Raw genomic sequence first — 18528 nt, 5'->3', positions numbered from 1 at the left:
GGGGATAGGAGCGGACTACATGTTGTCTGCCCTGGGGGAGGCTGGGATGAGCATGCCGCAGAGAATGGTGCGTCGGCTGGAACGGGCGAAGGCGCTCGACGGGGTCGCCAAACCGGTGAGCAAGGCGGTCCAGGCGGCGGTGCGGCCGCGCCTGATCCGCAACCTGCTCAGCGGGACGAACCTCGGCCATCCGCTGCATCCATCGCTCACCGACGTGACGATCGGCGCCTGGACCATGGCCGCTCTGCTGGACGCCGTGGGCCGCCGCGAGGACCAGATGGCCGCGGACATGCTGGTGACGACCGGGATCATCTCCGCCGTTCCGACCGCCCTCACGGGGCTGAACGACTGGTCCGACACCCTGGAGGGCGACCGCCGGGTGGGGTACGTCCACGCGACCGTCAACACGGTGGCGCTCTCCCTGTACACGGCGTCGGCCATCATGCGCGCCAAGGGCGACCGGACCACGGGCAAGGCGCTGGGGTACGCCGGGTTCGGCGTCATGTCGGTGGGCGCGTACCTGGGCGGGCACCTGTCGTTCGTCAAGGGCGTCAACGTCAACCGCACCGCCTGGCAGGAGGGCCCGCAGGACTGGACGCCGGTGATGGGCGCGGACGAGCTGACCGAGGGCCGGCACCGCGTGGTCGACGCGGCCGGCGTGCAGGTCCTGCTCCACAAGATGGACGGGAAGGTGTACGGCCTCGCCGCCACCTGCAGCCACATGGGCGGCCCGCTCGGCGAGGGCACGTTCGAGCAGGGCTGCGTCACCTGCCCGTGGCACGGCAGCACGTTCCGGTTCGCCGACGGCAGCGTCCGGCGCGGCCCGGCCAGCACCCCGCAGCCCTGCTACGAGACCCGCGTCGAAGGCGGCCGGATCGAGGTGCGCCTCGCCCCGACGGGCCTGCCGGGGGACAAGCACGAGAAGCGCGCCACCAGGACGAACCGCCGCGTGCTCACGCGTATCCCGTCCTGACGTCGGGCCCGGTGGCCCGGGCCTGGAGCCGCTCACCGCCCTGATCGCGCGGACGGCCCTTCCGTGTGCGGACGGCGTGGGAGGGTTGCGTCATGGGGTTGCCGACGCTGGTGGTGGTGAGCGGCGGGCCGGGGACGGGCAAGACGACTCTGGCGCACCGGCTCGCCGGGGTCCTGGGCTGCCCGGCCGTCGTCCGGGACGAGATCAAGCAGGGCATGGTCCTGGCCACACCCGGGTACCGGGGCGGTGGCGACGACCCGCTCAACCTTCCGACGGTGCACGCCTTCTTCGGGGTCTTGAGGCTCCTGCTGGAGGCCGGGGTCACCGTCGTCGCGGAAGCGGCCTACCAGGACCGGGTGTGGCGGCCGAATCTGGAGCCGCTCACGGCCTTGGCCGATGTCCGGGTCGTCCGGTGCACGGTCGAGAGCGCCATCGCGCACGAGCGGATCGTCCAGCGGGTCGAACAGGAGCATCGGGCGGCCCACGGCGACCTCGACCTGCTGGAGGCGATCGCCGACGGCCGCCACTCCCTGGACGCCTACGTCCCCATCCGCATGGACCTGCCGACCCTCATCGTGGACACGACCGACGACTACCGCCCCGTCCTCACCGACATCGCGGATTTCGCCGGCCGTCCCGCCGGGAACGTCCCGCTCTGAACAGGCGCCGCCGTCGGGGCGGACCCGGCAGGTCAGAAGGAGACGGTCGGGGGCGGCGGCTCCACCGGACGTGCCGGGGCGCGTTCGATGGCCAGTTCCGAGGGGTAGCGGCGTCCGCTGCGGATGATCTCCAGGGACGGGTGGATGCGGGCGCGGTCCCCGACCGAGAACGGCCGGGTGCCGCCGCGCAGGTCGTGCTCGGTGCCGTCGCGGCGGATCAGGGTGGTGCCGTTGCGGCTCAGGTCCGTGACCGTCAGCTGCGGGCCGTCGAGCTCGAAGCGCAGGTGGGCGCGGCTCACGCCGCGCCGTGTGCTGTCGTCCAGGAAGGGGGTCAGGTCGGCGGGGCCGGGTGAGCGGCCGGCGGTGACGGCGGTGCCCTCGGCCACCGAGAAGCGGTGCACCTCCGCGCCGGACCGCATGATCTTGAGCTGGGCGAGCCGCGGGCGCGGGCCGAGGTCGGTCATCTCCAGCCCGTGCTGGTCGCAGACCAGGCGGCCGCCCCGGACACGCGGCAGCAGGACGAAGGAGCTCTTGGCCGGGTCGTGCCGGGGGCAGCGCGGCTCGGGGCAGCTCCAGAACCGGCCCAGCGCCTCGCGCTTTGCCGCCAGGCCCTGCTGGACCAGCAGGTCATTCTCCTCGCTGACCGATATCTGCCATTCATCCTTGGTGTGCAGGGTGACGTGATGAAGGGACACCTCGCCGTGCCGGTCGGTCCGCGGCTCCAGGACGGCATCGTCACTTCCGTTGAGCCACGGGAACTCCCGCCGGTGACCCGTGAAACGGTCACGGGTGATGATGGGGAGGCCCGTTTCCTCGGCGATCCGCAACAATGGAACGTCGGCCTTGCCGGCGGTGAGCATCAGCCCGCTCTCGGCCCAGCCGCGCACCGTTCGCCGCTGCCGGGGCAGCAGAAAGAGATCGTTCCGCGAGATCAGGCTGTCGTCGGCCACCGCGAGCATGGCGGCCCGCGCGGCGCCGTAGAGGGACGCGAGTGCCTCCCCGACGCGCTCCATGCGGATCAGATCGGCCGGCCCCCGCCCGCCGAGGCGGTCGTCGCGGACGATGTTGGAGATATCCAACAGGGCATCCGCCTCGTTTAGGTCAGACGTCAAGAAAGCAGACATATCCCGAAACCTTGATGGGCGCCGCATTCGTGCCTCACAATGTACAGTCCACGCTGCTGGGCGATGCACATATATCCGCGGGGGATTTCTGTGACGGCATGGGATCTGCTCGACGACGACCCGGAACCGGTACCCGAACCTCCGAAGAAGACCCCCGCGTCCACCCCCGCGTCCACCCCCGCGTCTATCTGGGCGTCCCTCGACGACGACGAAGCCGGGCAGTCCGACGACCCGCAGCCGTCCCCCGCTCGTTCCACCTGGCTGTCCCTCGACGACGACGAACCGGAACCGCGGGCCCCCGCCCCCGCGCCCGAGCTCACCGCCTCCGTGCTCACCGACGGCGAAGTGCTCTGGGCCCGCGCCGACGGCCAGTCCGTGACGCTCGGATCCGGCCGGCCGCTGCACGTTCCGGCCGGCGTCCCGGACGGCGTCAGCGGCTGGCGCCGGGTCCGCATCCTCGACGCGGCCACCCTCCGCGCGGAGGTGCTGGTCTTCCCCGTCGAGCAGCCCGCGGTGGGCGTGGCGGACGAGCCGGTGGCGCTGTTCGCGGACGAGCCGCCACCGGGTCCGCCCCGCCGCCCGCCCGGCTTCCCGGCCGGCGAGGGCGGCGACCTGACGGCGGCGTTCGAGGCCCGCGTGCGGCGCGCCGAGCAGGACCACCGCAACGCCGCCGCGACCGCCCGCGAGGACTACCGGCGCCGCGGCGACCAGCTCGAACGGCAGTTGCGCGAGGAGCACGACCGCCAGGTGCACGCCGCCGAGCAGCGCGCGGAGGCCCGCGGCCGGGAAGCGGTCCAGCGGGTCCGGCAGGAGGCCGAGCAGCAGGTGCGGCACGCCCAGCGGGCCGCCGCGCAGAACCACGACATGCGGCGCGGCGCCGAGCAGCGGGCCGAGGCCGCCACCGCCGAGCTGGCCAAGATCCGGGAGGAGCGCACGCTCATCCTGGCCGCCGCCGCGGCCGGGTGGGGCATCGCGCTCATTCTGCTGGTCATCGCGCTCGCGGGCTGATCCCCCGGCCCGATCCCGAGCAGCTGACCCGTCCCGATCAGGAGTCGATGTGGAACCCGAAGTAACGGTCACCTGGCCGGAGGAGACCCTGCCCGAACTGGGGTCCCCCGAGGGGCTGCCGGCCGACCGGCTGATGGACGAGCTCGGCGGGCTGTGGCCGCTGCTCGGATCGGCCGTCCGGCGCACCGGCCACGGATGCCTGTGGCCGGGTTCGCTGCGCTGGGAGGAGTCGGCCGGCTGGCAGATCCTCAGCATCCCGCCGCACGGGGCGAGCGCCCAGCCCGTCCCCGAGACCCCCGGCGCGCGGGAACGGGACGCCTGGGCCGTCGCCTCCGACCTGCTGACGGTCGCGGCGGGCCGCCCGCCCCACGACGCGGCCGACGCCGAAGCCCTCCTGGACCTGCACGCCGGGATCTTCCCGCACGGCCTGGACGCGGTCGTGCACGCCATCCTGGGCCGCGGCGAGCCCGCCCGGGTGCACGCGGCACTGCGACCGAGGCCGGGCGGCCCGGTGGCCGTGCGCGCGGCGGCGGAGACCGCGGTGGGCTCCCGCAAGGCCAAGGGCGACCCCCTCTGGGACAACGAGGACGCCTTCACCGTCGTCCGCATGCCCAAGGGCGGCCTCGCCATGGTGGTCTGCGACGGCGTCACCGGCGAGGGCGACGGCTCGGGCGCCCGCGCCGCGCGGGCGGCCACGAAGGTCCTGGAGGACAACCTGCCCGAGGAGACCGACCTCCAGATCGCGCTCGGCATCGCGGACCGCGCCGTCCTGCGGGACGCGCCGACCGGCGCGTCCACGGCGCTGATCGTGCAGGCCTTCCCGGACGGACGCCTCGAACTGGCCTCCCTCGGCGACAGTTCCGCCTGGCTCGTCCGCCCGCTGAAGAGGGGCGGCCACCTGGCCATGCGGCTGACCCCGGCGCAAACGGTGCTGGCCGAGAAGCTGCTGACCGACCCCGCCGCCGACTCCGACGGGTCGCACCTCGCCCAGCACCTCGGCGGCGAGGCCGACCAGCCCTACCGCGGCACCCTCCGCGCCGCCGCGGGCGACCGGATCGCCCTGCTCAGCGACGGTGCCGCGGTCGCCGACGGCGGCACGTGGTTCGGCGCCGACCTGGCCGCGCTCGCCACCGAGCACCCCCGTCCCGCCGCGCTCGCGGCCGCGCTCGTCGCCCGCGCGGAGCGGCTCGGCGGCCGGGACAACGCCACCGCGGTGATCGCCGAGATCCGCGCGCTCGACTGAGAGGGAGCCCGATGCCCGCTGCCGAGATCTCCATCGACTCCGATCCGGTCGGTGCCGGTGCGGAGTTCGCCGTCGCCGTCCACACCTCGCCGATCGCGCCCGTCCGGGGAGCCGAGCCCGGTCCCGGCGCCTCGTACGCGATCGTCCTGGACGCCAGCCAGTCGATGAGCTGGCCCGCCGAGAGGTCGGGCGGCACCAGCCGCTGGACGCTGGCGCTGAACGCCATCGGGGAGCTGCTGCGCAACCTCCCCGACCGGGACTCGATCCAGGTCGTGGCGTTCAGCGACCGGGCCTGGGCGATCGCCGACACCACCACGGTGGCGGAGCTGCGCGACTCCGGACGGCTGGAACGCGAGAGCGCGCCCCAGTACGGGGTCACCAACATCGAGGCCGGGCTGCTCCTCGCGTACGACCGGCTGGGACGGTCCCCGGCCGCCTCCCGGCGGGCCATCCTGTTCAGCGACGGCGAACCGAACCACGGGACGACCGATCCGCGTGCGCTGGCCGCCGTCGCGGCGAAGGCCGCGGGCCGCGACGTCTACACCGATGCCGTCGGCATGGGCAAGGACGCGAACTTCGAGCTCCTGCAGGCGATCAGCGCTCTCGGGAGCAACGGCCACGTGGCCTCCCGGGACGGCTCCGAGGCCGTCATCAAGGAGATCGTTGGGCGGCTCGCCCGGCAGGGCCAGAACATCGCGGCGGCCGGCGGCGAGCTGGTCGTCGACGTCCATCCGCTGTTCCCGATCACCGCCGTCTACCGGGTGAACCCGGCGCGGATGCGCCTCGGCGTGCCGGTCACGGCCGGGATCGACGGCGCGCAGCGGGTGACGATCCCGCTCGGCGCGGTCGGCACCGGCGACGAGCGGCCGATGTACGTGCTCCGGCTGCGGGCCCCGGACCGGAGGATCACGCGGCATCTGCCGATCGTGAAGGCGACCGGCACGGTGCGCACCGCCACCGGGACACTCGCCCTGGACGAGGCGAACGGCGCGATCAGCGGCATCGCCGAGCGCCCGACGGTCAACCTCGAACAGCTCATGGACCAGGTCAGGGCCATCGACCTGGAGACCGAGACCGCTGAGAAGATCAGGCACGCGAACCCGTCCGTCCACGCCGACATTTACGCCGAGGCGAAGCACCGGGCGCTCCAGGAGGGGCTGGGCGATCTGGCGAACGACTACGACATCGCGCTCCGCGGGCTCCAGGAGGGCCTCGACCCCAACGACGTCCGCAACGAGCAGCGGTCGAGGTCGAGCACCAGCCGCACCAGCCCCAACGAGATGCTCCGAGCCCGTCCGAAGCTCGACCCGACCGTGCTCGGCCGGCGCCACTCCGGCCGCCGCACCGTCCAGCGCGAGGAGGGCGCCCGTTCCGCTTCGGTGCGCCGCCCGGACGGCAGCGAGACAGAGGACTGGTGATGAACGTCGGCGCCGTCGTGCTGGACGCGGCCAACATCGCCTGCAAGAACCGCCGCGGCGGGGCACCGCCGGAGTGGCGCTTCGCCCGGGTGGAGCGCGTGAAGCGGGCCTGCCTGGACATCTGGCCGGGCGCCCTCGTCCGCGCCGTGATCGACGCGTCGGCCGAGCAGCGGCTCGCCGACCGGGGCCGGTCGGACACCGCCCACCAGGAGGGCTGGCTGCAGACCGCCCCGGGCGACGCCGACGACCTGGCGCTGAACCTGGCGGCCCAGCTCGGCGCCGCGGTCGTCAGCCGCGACAACTTCGTGGACGCGCGCCGCGACCATCCCTGGCTGGAGAAGGAGGCCGAGCGGGTCTGGTCGTTCAGCATCCAGAAGGACCGCAGCGTCGTGCTCCGCCCCCGCCGGCTGCTGCCCGCGACCGACGAGCAGGTCGCCGAGGCCCGCCGCAAGAAGGCGCGCAAGGCCGGCATCGTCACCATGGGCGAGGACGAGGTGTGGACGTGCACCGGCCCACCCGACAAGTGCAACTACGCGGGCCAGGCCGTCCCGGTGCTCCGGCGCGGTGCGGACCGGCTGTGCAAGTTCTGCAGTTACCCGGCCGTCGAGCAGGTCTACACCCCCGTCCCGAAGGCGGTCGCGCCGCTGCTGACGCTGTTCGTGGACGGCCGGGAGCGCGGCCGCATCCCGCTGCCGCAGGACGGGCTGGTCCTGGGCCGCGGCGGCCCGTCCCGCCCGGACGTCACCGACCTCACCGCCGGGCTGGACGACCGGTCCGCGCACGCGATCAGCCGCCGTCACCTCCAGGTCGAGCCGGACGACGGGGGCTGGCCGGTCGTCGTCCACCGCGGCTCCGGCGGCGACACCTTCCTCAACCCGAGGGTCGGCGCCGACGGGCTGCCGCTGGACAACCGGCTCGACCACGGCGAGCGCTACCCGCTGATCGAGGGCGACGAGCTGTGGCTCGGCGAGGGCCGGATCCGGCTGATCGTCTCCGACCGCGGCGACGACGAGTGAGCGTGGAGGCCGAGTGAACGTGGAGCAGATCGACTCCGACCAGGTCGGGAAGGTCGCCTACCGCCGTGACGGCTACGGCGACGGCCGGTTCCGGGTGGTGCGGCTGCTGGCGGGCGCCGGGCAGGGCTACGCGCTGCTCACCGAGGACACCTGGTGCGGCGGCATGACCGTGCTCAAGGGCCTGTGGTGGGACGAGGGCCATCTGCGGGACGAGAGCTGGCGGCCCCGCCTCGACCGCAGCAAGGCCCAGCAGCAGCAGGGCCTGAAGGCCGTCTACCAGGCGATGCAGGTGACCCAGCAGGCCCCGCCCGTGATCGACGTGCTGCCCGAGCCGTCCCCCACCCTGGAGGCGTGCGGGATCGCCGCCGACGAGGCCGAGTACTTCGTCGTCACCGAGTTCGTCGGGATTCCCGGCCGCCCCGTCCGCACCCTGGAGGACGACATCAAGGCGCGCCGCGCCGAGAACCGCCCCTTCACCGAGGACGAGCTGATCGACCTGGCCGAGCAGCTGTGCGGCGCGCTCGGCGCGCTGCACGCCCGGCGGCCGGTCAAGCGCCGCACGCCGGGCCGCAAGGAGGAGTACTGGATCCACGCCGACCTGAAACCGGAGAACGTGCTGGTGCTGGGGCCGCCCGAGCAGTACGTCCTGATCGACTACGACGCGGCGGTCGTCGACGGCCGGCCGATCAGCACCACCACCCCCGCCTACGGCCCGCCGGTGCCGCACGGCGCGACCCGCAGCCCGGAGCTGGACAAGGCGGCGGAGCGGTTCGACATCTACCTGCTGGGCGCCACGCTCGCCGAGGCGCTCGGCCTGTCCCGGCTGGACGAGGACATGAAGCGGCAGCTGTACGGAACGGCCCACGAGCACGGGGTGGCCAAGCAGCGGCTCGCGTCGCTCGGCGGCAGCCCGATCCTCACCACGCTCATCGCCAGCTGCCTGGCCGAGCCCGCCTACCGGACCCGCAACGTCCAGTCGATCCAGGCGGACCTGGCGCGGGCGCGCGACGGCGCCGTGCTGTCGTCGGTGCTGCTGGGGGTCCGGTGATCGGGCGGTCCGGCCGGGCGTGGACGGTGCGCGCCGGCCAGTGGCGGCCGGGGCATCTGCGTCCGCACGACGGCACCCGCCCGCACCAGGTCGACCTGGTCGGCGACGAGAGCGGCAACACCTTCGGCGCGCTGCGCCGCTTCGCCGACCGCCGGGAGCGGGCGGACGCGCTGGCGCTGCTCGGCATCGGCGGCCCGGCCGTCCCGGCGCTGCTGGACCTGGTGGACGCCGCCGAGTCGCCGCCCGCCGTCATCACCGCGTGGGCGCCGGGCCGGTCGAAGGTCCCGCTGGACCAGCTGATCGAACCGGACGACCTGCTGGCCCAGTTGCACGCGGGACGCCGGTGGAAGCCCGCCGCGGCGCTGCGGCTGCTGGTCCCGCTCGGGGACGCGCTCGACCGGTTCGCCGAGCGGGGGTTCGTCCCGATGGAGCTGTCGCCCGACCACCTGGTGGAGAACGGCGGCGGGATCCGGCTGGTCGGGATCGGCCGGCACCTCTACCGGCCGCTGGAGGGCCGGCTGCCGGACGCGTCGGGCATGTCGCTGCCGACCACGCAGATGCTGTGCGGCGCCGTGCCGGGGCCCGGCGCCGGGCGGGCCGAGTGGCGCGAGGCGCAGATCGGGATGCTGCTGCGGCTCGCCGGCTGGATGTGCGGCGGGCTGGCCCCCGGCTCGTGGGGCGTCGTCGACGGCGCCGGACAGGACGAGTACCTGCGCGCGTCGGGTTTCGCGAGCGTGCCGTACCTGGTGGCGGGACGGCTGGCGGAGACGCTGGCGTCCGCCGCTGCCGTGGAGCGCACCGCCGAGGCGGAGCGGCGCGTGCGCGGAGCGTCCTGCGTGGTGCTGTTCGACGAGGCGGCGTGCCGGCCGTCCCACGAGACGCGGGACGAGTGGAAGCAGTCGCTGGTCGGGGAGCGCCTGTCCGCCTCCGTCATCGAGGTGGCCAAGGACAGGGTCAGGGTCGAGGTGCTCGCCGACGGCTCGGAGAAGTGGCCGTTCAACGTCTACTGGCAGAACACGCCCGAGGGGGAGCGCAAGGCCACCCGGTTCATCGACCTCACCGCCTCCTACAGCGTCGGCTCGGTGGTCACCGTCGTCGTGACCTCGACCCGCCCGATGACGGCGAGGGTCGTCGCCGGCGCCGGTGTCCGCGCGCGGGCGCGCCGGTCGGTTCCGGCGGTCCAGGTGAACCCGGAGTCGGTGCGGCTCGGGCTGCTGGAGGAGCACGGCCCGGACGTGATCGCGGTGGCGGCGCTCCCCGCCCACCGACAGGCCTCGGCGATGGCGGCGCTGCTGTCGGGCGCGGGCTGGCTGATGCTCGAACCGGAACGCTTCGGGGACGTGCTGGCGACCGTGCGCCGGCTGGCACCGTCCGCCCGGATCGTGGTCGCCGGACGGGCCGGGAGCCGGCTCGCCGCCGCCCTCCCATCCGACTACGACGAGATCCTGCCCGGCCGGGCGCGCGGCCCCCGGATCGCGGGCCGCAGCGCCGACACGCTCCCCTACCTGAACGACCCGGACCTGAACGCCTACGCGACCGAAGTGCTGAAAGGCCAGGGCGGCGCGGCGTTCAAGCGCCGGACGTTCGCCCCCGGCTGGGCCCTCGCCTTGAACGAGGACACGTTCAAGTACAGGCAGGGGCGGGCTGGCAAGGACCAGGGCAGGCAGCTGCGCACCGAGCTGGACGAGATCACCGCGCTCTACGGGTCCGACACCGAACTCCTGCTGCGGATCGCGGACATGCGCGGCCGGCCCGGGCTGCGGAACGAGAACTGGCACCAGATGCGCGTGCGGCTGCGCGACGCAGCGTCCGTCCTGCTCGGCATGCCGTCGTCGGGGGCCCTGCGCAACGACCTGATGCACGCGCTCCTCACCCGCACCACCGACAGCCTGCACGGCGACGTGACCCTGCGCCTCCTGCCGGTGGCGCCCCGGCTCGCCCAGATCTACGACCCCGAGTCGCGGCTCGGCGACCTGTCCCTGCAGGAGCTCCTCTACACGCGGGAGGGCGTCCGCCGGCTCGGCCTGCTCGGCAGGCTCGCCACCGCGCTGCCCACGTACCCGGTCGCGTCGCTGCTCGACGCGGTCGAACCGCTGGAGCAGCCCCTGGTGGACGCGCTGCTGGACGTCCCCGCGCCCAGCCTCCAGTTCCTCGTGGGGCGGCTCGGCTCCGACCGGTTGTTCGAGGTGCTGCGGCCGTTCGTCGACGGCCCCGACCTCGACCTCCTCGGCCAGTACACGCCGACGGCGTGGCGGCTGCTGCTCGAAGGGCTGCGGCAGCCCGAGCACCTGTCGGCGCTCGGCCTCGGCTGGGCGCTCGTCGTGGAGCGCGACCCGGACGGCGCGGTGGACGCCCGCGCGCTGCTGGAGATCGCCCGTCAGGCCGGGGTGGAGGCCCGCTACGCCGTCCGCGCGCTGCTGGAGGCGCCGACCGGCCAGTGGCCGCGCCTGCTGGCGTCCCCGGCGGCGTCCGCCGGATGGCTGCGGACGTTCGGCCGGCTCGACCTCGCCCCCGTCCTGGACGCCTTCCCCGACGCCGCCGACCTCCTGCCGCGCTTCTCCGCGCACGTGCTCCGCGCCGCGGCGTCCGCCGGCCTGCGGACCGACCTGCTGGAGACGCTGGAGCGGTTCGCCGCCGGCGCCGGGATCGAGGCGAGCGACGTCGTCACCGCCTTCCTGAACATCGGCGCCGTGGCCGACGACGCCCCGGTGTTCGCCGCCGAGGCGGCCGCCTCCTGGACGGCCGCGGAACTGGCGGCCGGCGTCGTCCTCGACGACGCGCTGGCGATGCTCATCGAGGATCCGGGGCGCCTCCGCACCTGGCTGGTCGATGGCGAGAACCTGCCGCGCGAGGTGCTGTCGGGCGTCCTCGGCACCCAGCCGCGCAGCCTCGGCGTCGGCAGGACGGAGGGCGTCGCGCTGGTGGAGCTGCTGGAGGCCCGCCCCGCGCTGCTGCCCCTCATCCGGGATCTGGTCTTCCCGAGCCAGCGCCTCCGCCTCCTGCGCCTGGCGGCCGGTCATCCGGAGTGGAACCTCGCCCGGCAGACCGTCCGCGACGCGCTGCCCGGCCTCCTGGACCATCCGGAGGCCGAACGGGTCCTGGCCCTGATGCTCGGCGGAGACCTCACCTTCGCCCAGGCCCGCGTCGCCCTGAACCGCAACCTCGACGACTCGGGCCGCGCACTGCTCCGCACCCTCGGACCGCTCGACCCGGACGACGACCTCTTCGCCGTGGCGTCCCTTTACGGCGCCGCGATGGCCCGCGACGTCGCCGTCCTCCAGCAGACCCGTCCGGGAGCCGCGGCCGCCGTGCGCTCCTGGGGCGACCGCTGGCTGCCGCTGCTCGCCGGCCCGTCCGGTGCCCCGATCGCCGCGCTGCTGGCGCGGTTCCCCTGCCCGAGCCCCGCCGTCAGCGCCTGGCTCCGCGCCGCCGGGCAGGACGGCCTCACCGAACTCGGGCACCACGGCCACGCGCTGCTCGATCTCGTCGACCGGGCCGACCCGCACCCGAGGGACGCCAAGATCCTCGGCGACCTCCTCCAGTTGGGCGGCGACGCCGCCGCCTACCGGCTGATCGTCCAGCACGGGCTGCCGCGGCGGCTGTGGCCGGAGGTCGTCGTCCTCTCCGGCCGTCCGGCCGAGGACGTCCTGCTGGCCCTGTGGAGTTCCGACGGCTGGCACCCGTCGCCCGCGGTCTAGAGCCGTCGGCGGCGGACCGTGCGCCGTCCGGTTCGGCCGTCAGTGGAGGCGGTGGTGGAGCGGGGTGGCGAGTTCGGTGGTGCTGAGGATCAGGGCGACCGTGTAGTCGACGAGGTGGTCGCGGTCGATGCTCAGGTCGCCGCGGAACCAGGTGGTGAACACCTCCCAGAGGCCGGCGGTGAGTGTCAGGCCGGTCAGCTCCACGTCGATGTCGGGCAGGAGGACCTGGTCGAGGGTCTCGTGGGTCTGGGCGGCGAAGATCGCGGCCATGGTCCGGACGATCTCGATGCGGCGCCGCTGGAGCAGGGGCGAGGCCGGGAACGCGTGGGTGAGGATGTGGGCGCGGCGCGGGTCGCCGGTCAGGAAGTCGAGGATGGCCGTCACCACGGCGCGGGTGCGGGCCTGCGGGTCGCGCGGGGCCTCGCGGGCGGCGGACAGGATCACGTCGGTGCCCTGGGCGACCTGGTCGTCGATGACCGCCAGGAGCAAGGCGTCCCGGTCCGGGAAGCTCTCGTAGAAGTAGCGGTCGTTGAGCCCCGCCTCGGCGCACACCTTCCGGACGGTCGCGGCGGCCCAGCCCTGCGTGCCCAGCAGTTCGAGCCCGGCCGCCAGCAGTGCGGCGCGGCGGCGGGCCCGGCGCTGGTCGGCGGGCACGCCGCGGTACGGGCGCTCGGGTGCGGGCTCGGACGTCACAGCCCCGATTGTGCCGCATCCCTTGACTTCACCCGGAGATCTGGGGACGCTTGGCACCAGATATCTGGTGTGACGCTTCACCAGAATCGTGGGACGAGACGGGAGCGTGAGGTCCGGTGGCCACAGAGACCCCCCGGCAGTTGACTCCGGCGGACATCGACCTGAGCGATCTGCGGTTCTGGGCCCGCCCGCTGGACGAGCGGGCGCAGGCGTTCGCGCTGCTGCGCGCGCAGCCGCGGCCGGAGTTCTTCACCCTGCCCAAGCTGCCGTTCCTCCCGCAGAGCCCGGGTTCGTGGGCGCTGACCCACCACGCCGAGGTGACGGAGGCCAGCCGCAACCCGCAGGTGTTCAGCAGCGAGCCCAGCGCCACCAGCCCGGCCGACATGCCGCGCTGGATGGACAAGTACTTCAACTCGATGATCGACATGGACGATCCGCGGCACGCCGAGATCCGCCGGATCGTGTCCCGCGCGTTCACCCCGAAGATGCTGGCCAAGGCCGAGGACGACATCGCGCGGCGCGCCGCCCGGATCGTGGACGAGCTGATCGAGGCCGGCGGCGGCGACTTCGTCTCCCAGTGCGCGGCGCGGCTGCCGGTCGAGGTCATCTGCGACATGCTCGGCATCCCCGTCCAGCACCACCGCCGGGTGGTGGAGTGGACGAACATCATCGTCGGCTACAGCGACCCCGAGTACGTGGGCGCCACCGTCGAGTACGGCAGCGGCGGCACCGCGAAGCTGGGCCGGCTCGCCACGATCCGGATGCTGGGCACGATCGCGTCGGCGGGCTGGCGGCTGCACCGCCTCGCCTTCAAGCTCGGACGGGAGCGCAAGGGCGCACCCACCGACGACCTGACCTCGGCCCTGGTGAACGCCAACGTCGACGGCGAACGGCTCAGCCCCCGCGAGTTCGCCGCGTTCTTCCTGCTCCTGGTCGTCGCCGGGAACGAGACCACGCGCAACGCGATCGCGCACGGCCTGAAACTGTTCACCGAGCACCCCGACCAGCGCGAACTCCTCCTGGAGGACTTCGACGGACGCATCGCCGGGGCCATCGAGGAGATCGTCCGCTACAGCAGCCCGGTCATCTTCATGCGCCGCAACGTCACGCGCGACTACGAGATGAACGGCCACACCTTCCGCAAGGGCGACCGGGTGACGCTGTTCTACTGGTCCGCGAACCGGGACGAAGCGGTCTTCACCGACCCGGACCGCTTCGACATCCTCCGCTCACCGAACCCGCACGTCGGCTTCGGCGGCCCCGGGCCGCACTTCTGCCTGGGCGCCAACCTGGCCCGGCGCGAGATCACCGTGATGTTCCGCGAACTGTTCACGCGCCTGCCCGACATCACCGCCGGCGAGCCCGACCGCCTGATGTCCGGCTTCATCAACGGCTACAAACGCCTCCCCTGCACCTTCACCCCGCCCACCGCGTCCGTGCGGCCCGTCCCGGCCGAGGGCGCCTGACCGCGCCGTCCCGCGCCGGCTCAGGACGATGGCGCTGCTCTACCTCCCGGACGGCGACCGCGTCATCCTCGTCGCGTCGTGAGCCGCCGTGCGTGCTTCGCGCCATGCACGAGCACGATCCCATGCCATGTGTATGCCTGCATGTGGTGGTCCACGTGGAGCTGGAAAGTTGTATCAACGCGCCGCCTACGTGAATCCGCCCGTTGCCGTCATTCGCTGTTGTCGGCCTGCCCCGATCGGTACTCTCTCGCTGAGACCGACGATGAGAGGGGTGCCCCGGGGTGTTCGGGACGACTGGCTGGCCGAAGCACTTTCTCTACTTTTCGCCGGAGAAGGTCGAAGCGCTCTATGCCCAGATCACGATGCGGGAGCGGCGTAAGCTGGCGGGTCAGCTGGAGGTCGACTTGAAGCTCGTTAAGGGGAGCATATCGTTTGAGGCCGCCCCCGAGACGTTCTACTCGAAATTGCGATTGGTCCTCGGCCATCTCGACCGTGAGAACGCGGTCGGGTCGATTCAGGAGCCTGCACAGTACGTCGCGGGACGCCTGCCGATGAGGTGGGGGACGCTCGGAGCGGTTGACGGCGCCGTGGTCTTCTTCGCGGGAGAGTCGGGGGACCGGGTGCTCGGACTGGGCGGGTCGAGCGGCAACGTCGTCGGGGAGCCTTCCGGCATGGAGAGCCGCCGGTCCGGCTCCAACGCCCCCGCCATGCTCGATGCCCTGCGGAGCGCTGACCCTGCGTCGCCGAGCGACGCCTTGGCCATACGACTGCTGCGAGGTAGTGAGAGCGCCGGTAGCGCTTGGGAGTTGGACGCTCTGGAGACCGCGGTCGATGTCCTGCCCGGAGTGGTCCAGGAGGTGGAGTTCGTTGCGCGCCGTCTTCTGGAGGGTGTCTCAAGGGACGGGAACCGGAAGGTCCTCCTCGGCACGCCCCTTTACGTGGCGCTCGCGGACTGAGCAGTCCACACACGATCAGTGAGAACTTGGACGATTCGGTCAAGTTCCGGACCGGAGTAGTGGGTGCGGGCAAGGTCGGTCGCCTTGGACAGACCGCCCAGCGTATGGATCAGCAGCCAGATGCAGTCCGTGATGTGCTTGGACGTCGGGTCCAGTTCGCTTGCCTCGGCGATCAGTGCGAGGGAGCGGTAGTGCGCGGGCGGCCCCGAGCGGGCCAGACTCAGGGCACGTGCGGCCAGGTCGGCGACGTTGCGGGACTGCTCCAGTGCGTGCTCGGCCCAGGCTCCATCCGCGAGAACCGCCCCGGCGACGTGCCGGTCCACGGATTCCGCCTCCGTCAGGGTGGCCCGCGCCTCGAGGACTGACCGTCCCGCCTCGTCGTAACGGTGGTGCTCCGCTGCGAAACGCCCGCGCAGCGCCCAGGTCGACGCGCTGAGGACGGGTGACAGGTCCCGGACGCGCGCATAGCTCACTTCCGCCTCCTGAATGTCATGCCGCGCGAGGTGGACCAGACAGCGGACAACCCAGGCGAGGCGGATGAGCGGGCGATGCCGAATGACCTCCGCAGCGGTGCCGAGAGCCGCGTCGCGGTCTCCGTGGAAGTATTGCGCGAGCGCCTTGAGGGTGAGCAACCGGTAATTGCGATCCCGGGCCAGTGCACGGTCCACCCAGGTTAAGCACTCGTTCCAACGTCCGGCGTCCGCCGCGGCCACACACGCCAGCGCGGCTGCTGAGTGGGCATGGTCGGGTGACGCCATCGCGGATGCCAGGACGTCCGACGCGCGTGCGCGGTCCCCGGCTGCGAAGAATGCGGCCGCCACCGCGAGTTCAGCCTGCGGGTCCCCGGCGGCCAGCGCAGACGCCTTCTCAGCTGCTTCCAAGGCGCCTTGACGATCGCCGAGGGTCGAAAGCAGGATCGCCTTGAGCGACCATGTCCCGGCGTCGCTGCCGTCCAGTCGTAGGGCCGCATTGAGCATCCTGTAGCACCTGCGATAGCGGCCGAGCCACAAGAGCGAGGTGGCCCGCAGCTTCAGAAGCGCTGCTCGGGCTTCGCGGGATGCCGGCTTGATTCCCTCAGGCAGGTCTGGAGGATTCGGCCGCCGCGGGGCGGCGTTGCGGGTCGGGCGGGACTTCGGGAAATCGCGGCGGATCGCGGCGAGTTCGCCGCGAACCGCGCGGAAGGACGACGGGCGGCGGCGCGGCGACGGCTCGGTACAGCGGCGGATCAGGTCGGCGAGCCTTGCCGGCAGCGCGGTCGGCGCGGCCTTGTCGTTGCGTGTGGCTCTGGCGGCGTCTTCGGGACGACCGCCGAGCATCACGAACAGTAGGACGCCGAACGAGTAGAGGTCACCGCGCATGGTCCGGCGCCCGGAATCCCGCCATTCCGGCGGTAGATAGTGCGCGGTCGCCGGGCGGGTGACGTAGCGACGAGCGGTTGCGGGGTTCAACGTACCCAACTCGCCGCGGAGCACCTCGGCCTCGCGGACCGCCGCCGCAGCGCCGAAGTCGGTGAGCATGATCTGGTCTTCGTCGCGGATGAGGCAGTTGGCGGGAGTGAGGTCTCCGTGTGCGCGGACGCCGTGACGGGAAAGAAAGGTCATGGCGTCGCAAATTTGTGCGCCGTAATCGATGCATGTGGCGGGAGCGAGCGCGCCTTGCGCCAGCAGGGACGCCAAATCACCGTCAGCCGCCTGCTCCAGTAGGAGGTAGGGGACGTCGTCGATCATCTCGAACATGAGGGCGGTGGTGACGTTGGGGTGTGGCGGGAGCCTGAGCCAGGCCGTCGCCTCATGGGACAGGCGCTCCCGGTCGTGCCGGTTCCAACCTGTCTGCCCGCGGAACGTCTTCAGCGCCACTTTGCTGCGGTTTCCCGCCTCCTCGAGGTCGGCCAGGTACACGACGGAGAACCCGCCGACGCGGACGCCGGTCACGTGGTACCGGTGGGTGCCGGCATGGATGACGTCGCCCACCTCGAACTCGATCGGCTGCTCGGGGCGTGGCGGTATGTCCGCGAGGGCTCGTTTGGCCTCGGCGCACGTCGGTTGCAGCACGGTCGCCGCGCTGAAGGCTTGGCGTGCCGCCTCGGGACTGCCGAATGACAGCAGCAGGCGGCCGAGGCGGAGATGGTTCGTGGAATCTTCGGGGGCGGCCCGCACCGCAGTTTCCAGTGCCGCCAAGGCGCCCGCACGATCCCCTCGCTCGAGTGCGAGTTCGGCATGGCGCCGCAGTTCGTCGGGGGACAGCGGCCGACGGCGGATCAGATTGCGCACCCCCGGTCACTCCTGCAGCCGGTCCTGCGGGACTGAGCGGAGATAGCGCATCACGCCGATACTCTCCATTGTCTGCTGGGAGTACATTGACGGGTTCTGGAAGATCCCGAGGCTGACGCAACCTACCAGGCCGTCGATGATGAGCGTAGTCGTCATGAACAGCGCCAACGGGGCGGGCATGAGTATGGCGATCGCCGATACCGTCGCTGCCAGCATGAGCGCATTGCGTCTGGGGATGTGCGACTTCCGGTTGAATCCGCCGCGTGAAGCGAACACTCCCGCCGCCCAGATCACGACGAGAAGGAAGTGCTGCGACTCGAAGTCGAGTTCCCAGCCGACGCGGTAGCCCACATAGGCGGTACCTCCGAGCAGTACAAGACGCAGAACGCGCGGGAGCAGCATCCAGATGCCCAGCCGTTTCGTCTGCGCGATCATCGGGTCCTGCTCGTCCGGTGGCCGACCGTACTGTTCTTGGTGCCGGTAGATCTGCTGGCTGAGTGGTACGAACATGCAGCCTGCGCGACTACCCATGAAGTAGAAGGGGGCAAGGAGCAGGCCACAAGCCGCCGAATAGGCGAGGATCACGGGCGCATCAGAGGGAAGACCTAGGGGAAATAACAGTACATGGGCAGTGACGGCCACCCCGAGAAGGATGAAGGCAGAAATGCCCCTGCTCTGACTTGCGATGCGTCCTCTCATCGATCCTCCCGCGCCCCACTCCGGTGAACTTCCACAGCATGATGAACTTGACCAGGAATCGGTCCGCCGAGTATCGCAGCGAAAGCGCTGCCTATAGTCTTGCTCTCTGACTTGGCAAACGCCAGTGCCCCCTTACTCTCCGGCACTTCAATGCTCTCACCGCAAGCACTCGCTGTCCATCAATAGGCGCCTATGCCGCTTCGTTAGTTGGCTTGGCGGGTTTGGTGGGCCAGGTGGGTGTCCAGGGGGCTGTCTCT

General features: G+C 72.2%; 14 protein-coding genes. 10 read left to right on the top strand and 4 right to left on the bottom strand.

The window, feature by feature from the left end; all coding sequences use genetic code 11:
* Positions 1-46 precede the first annotated feature (46 nt).
* A complete protein-coding gene (locus E1284_RS27065; protein ID WP_131942964.1) occupies positions 47-973 on the top strand; it encodes a Rieske (2Fe-2S) protein in 927 nt (308 codons plus the stop codon).
* Positions 974-1065: 92 nt separating this feature from the next.
* Positions 1066-1632, top strand: coding sequence for a P-loop nucleotide/nucleoside kinase family protein (locus E1284_RS27060; protein ID WP_131942963.1), 567 nt, complete (start codon positions 1066-1068; stop codon positions 1630-1632).
* A 32-nt stretch (positions 1633-1664) separates the two neighbouring features.
* Here the strand turns inward: E1284_RS27060 and E1284_RS27055 are convergent, their stop codons facing one another.
* The gene (locus tag E1284_RS27055; RefSeq protein ID WP_131942962.1) at positions 1665-2711 is read right to left on the bottom strand and encodes an FHA domain-containing protein; all 1047 of its coding nucleotides are present in this window, start codon (positions 2709-2711) and stop codon (positions 1665-1667) included.
* A gap of 135 nt (positions 2712-2846) precedes the next feature.
* Here E1284_RS27055 and E1284_RS27050 point away from each other — a divergent pair, with 135 nt between their 5' ends.
* From E1284_RS27050 to E1284_RS27025, 6 genes are read left to right on the top strand one after another with little or no spacing between them, the layout of a single operon-like run.
* Entirely contained in the window at positions 2847-3764 is a 918-nt protein-coding gene (locus tag E1284_RS27050) for a hypothetical protein (RefSeq protein WP_131942961.1), read from the top strand.
* A gap of 49 nt (positions 3765-3813) precedes the next feature.
* Positions 3814-5007 carry a SpoIIE family protein phosphatase gene (locus E1284_RS27045; RefSeq protein WP_131942960.1) on the top strand — a complete coding sequence of 398 codons (1194 nt, stop codon included), beginning with the start codon at positions 3814-3816 and terminating at the stop codon, positions 5005-5007.
* Between the two features lie 11 nt (positions 5008-5018).
* Entirely contained in the window at positions 5019-6425 is a 1407-nt protein-coding gene (locus E1284_RS27040; RefSeq protein WP_131942959.1) for a VWA domain-containing protein, read from the top strand.
* Positions 6425-7441 carry a hypothetical protein gene (locus E1284_RS27035; protein WP_131942958.1) on the top strand — a complete coding sequence of 339 codons (1017 nt, stop codon included), beginning with the start codon at positions 6425-6427 and terminating at the stop codon, positions 7439-7441. Before E1284_RS27040 ends, E1284_RS27035 begins: the two co-directional genes overlap by 1 nt.
* 13 nt (positions 7442-7454) lie before the next feature.
* Positions 7455-8489 carry a protein kinase family protein gene (locus E1284_RS27030; protein ID WP_131942957.1) on the top strand — a complete coding sequence of 345 codons (1035 nt, stop codon included), beginning with the start codon at positions 7455-7457 and terminating at the stop codon, positions 8487-8489.
* Positions 8486-12187, top strand: a complete 3702-nt coding sequence (locus E1284_RS27025; protein ID WP_131942956.1) for a hypothetical protein — start codon at positions 8486-8488, stop codon at positions 12185-12187. The genes E1284_RS27030 and E1284_RS27025 overlap by 4 nt, the downstream gene beginning before the upstream one ends.
* A gap of 39 nt (positions 12188-12226) precedes the next feature.
* On the opposite strand, the gene E1284_RS27020 is transcribed toward E1284_RS27025, so the two are convergent.
* A complete protein-coding gene (locus E1284_RS27020; protein WP_165965447.1) occupies positions 12227-12880 on the bottom strand; it encodes a TetR/AcrR family transcriptional regulator in 654 nt (217 codons plus the stop codon).
* 116 nt (positions 12881-12996) lie between these two features.
* Between E1284_RS27020 and E1284_RS27015 the strand changes: the two genes are divergently transcribed.
* Positions 12997-14346, top strand: a complete 1350-nt coding sequence (locus tag E1284_RS27015; RefSeq protein WP_165965446.1) for a cytochrome P450 — start codon at positions 12997-12999, stop codon at positions 14344-14346.
* A gap of 281 nt (positions 14347-14627) precedes the next feature.
* Positions 14628-15302 (top strand): DUF7019 family protein, encoded by a 675-nt coding sequence (locus E1284_RS27010; protein WP_131942954.1) that lies wholly within the window; start codon positions 14628-14630, stop codon positions 15300-15302.
* On the opposite strand, the gene E1284_RS27005 is transcribed toward E1284_RS27010, so the two are convergent.
* Complete coding sequence (locus E1284_RS27005) at positions 15281-17572, bottom strand: protein kinase domain-containing protein (RefSeq protein WP_131942953.1); 2292 nt, start codon at positions 17570-17572, stop codon at positions 15281-15283. The genes E1284_RS27010 and E1284_RS27005 overlap by 22 nt on opposite strands.
* A gap of 6 nt (positions 17573-17578) precedes the next feature.
* Complete coding sequence (locus E1284_RS27000; protein ID WP_131942952.1) at positions 17579-18214, bottom strand: hypothetical protein; 636 nt, start codon at positions 18212-18214, stop codon at positions 17579-17581.
* Between the last annotated feature and the right edge of the window lie 314 nt (positions 18215-18528).

It is taken from the genome of Actinomadura bangladeshensis (assembly GCF_004348335.1).
Classification (GTDB): domain Bacteria; phylum Actinomycetota; class Actinomycetes; order Streptosporangiales; family Streptosporangiaceae; genus Spirillospora; species Spirillospora bangladeshensis.
This window is presented reverse-complemented; position numbering and strand designations above follow the sequence as displayed.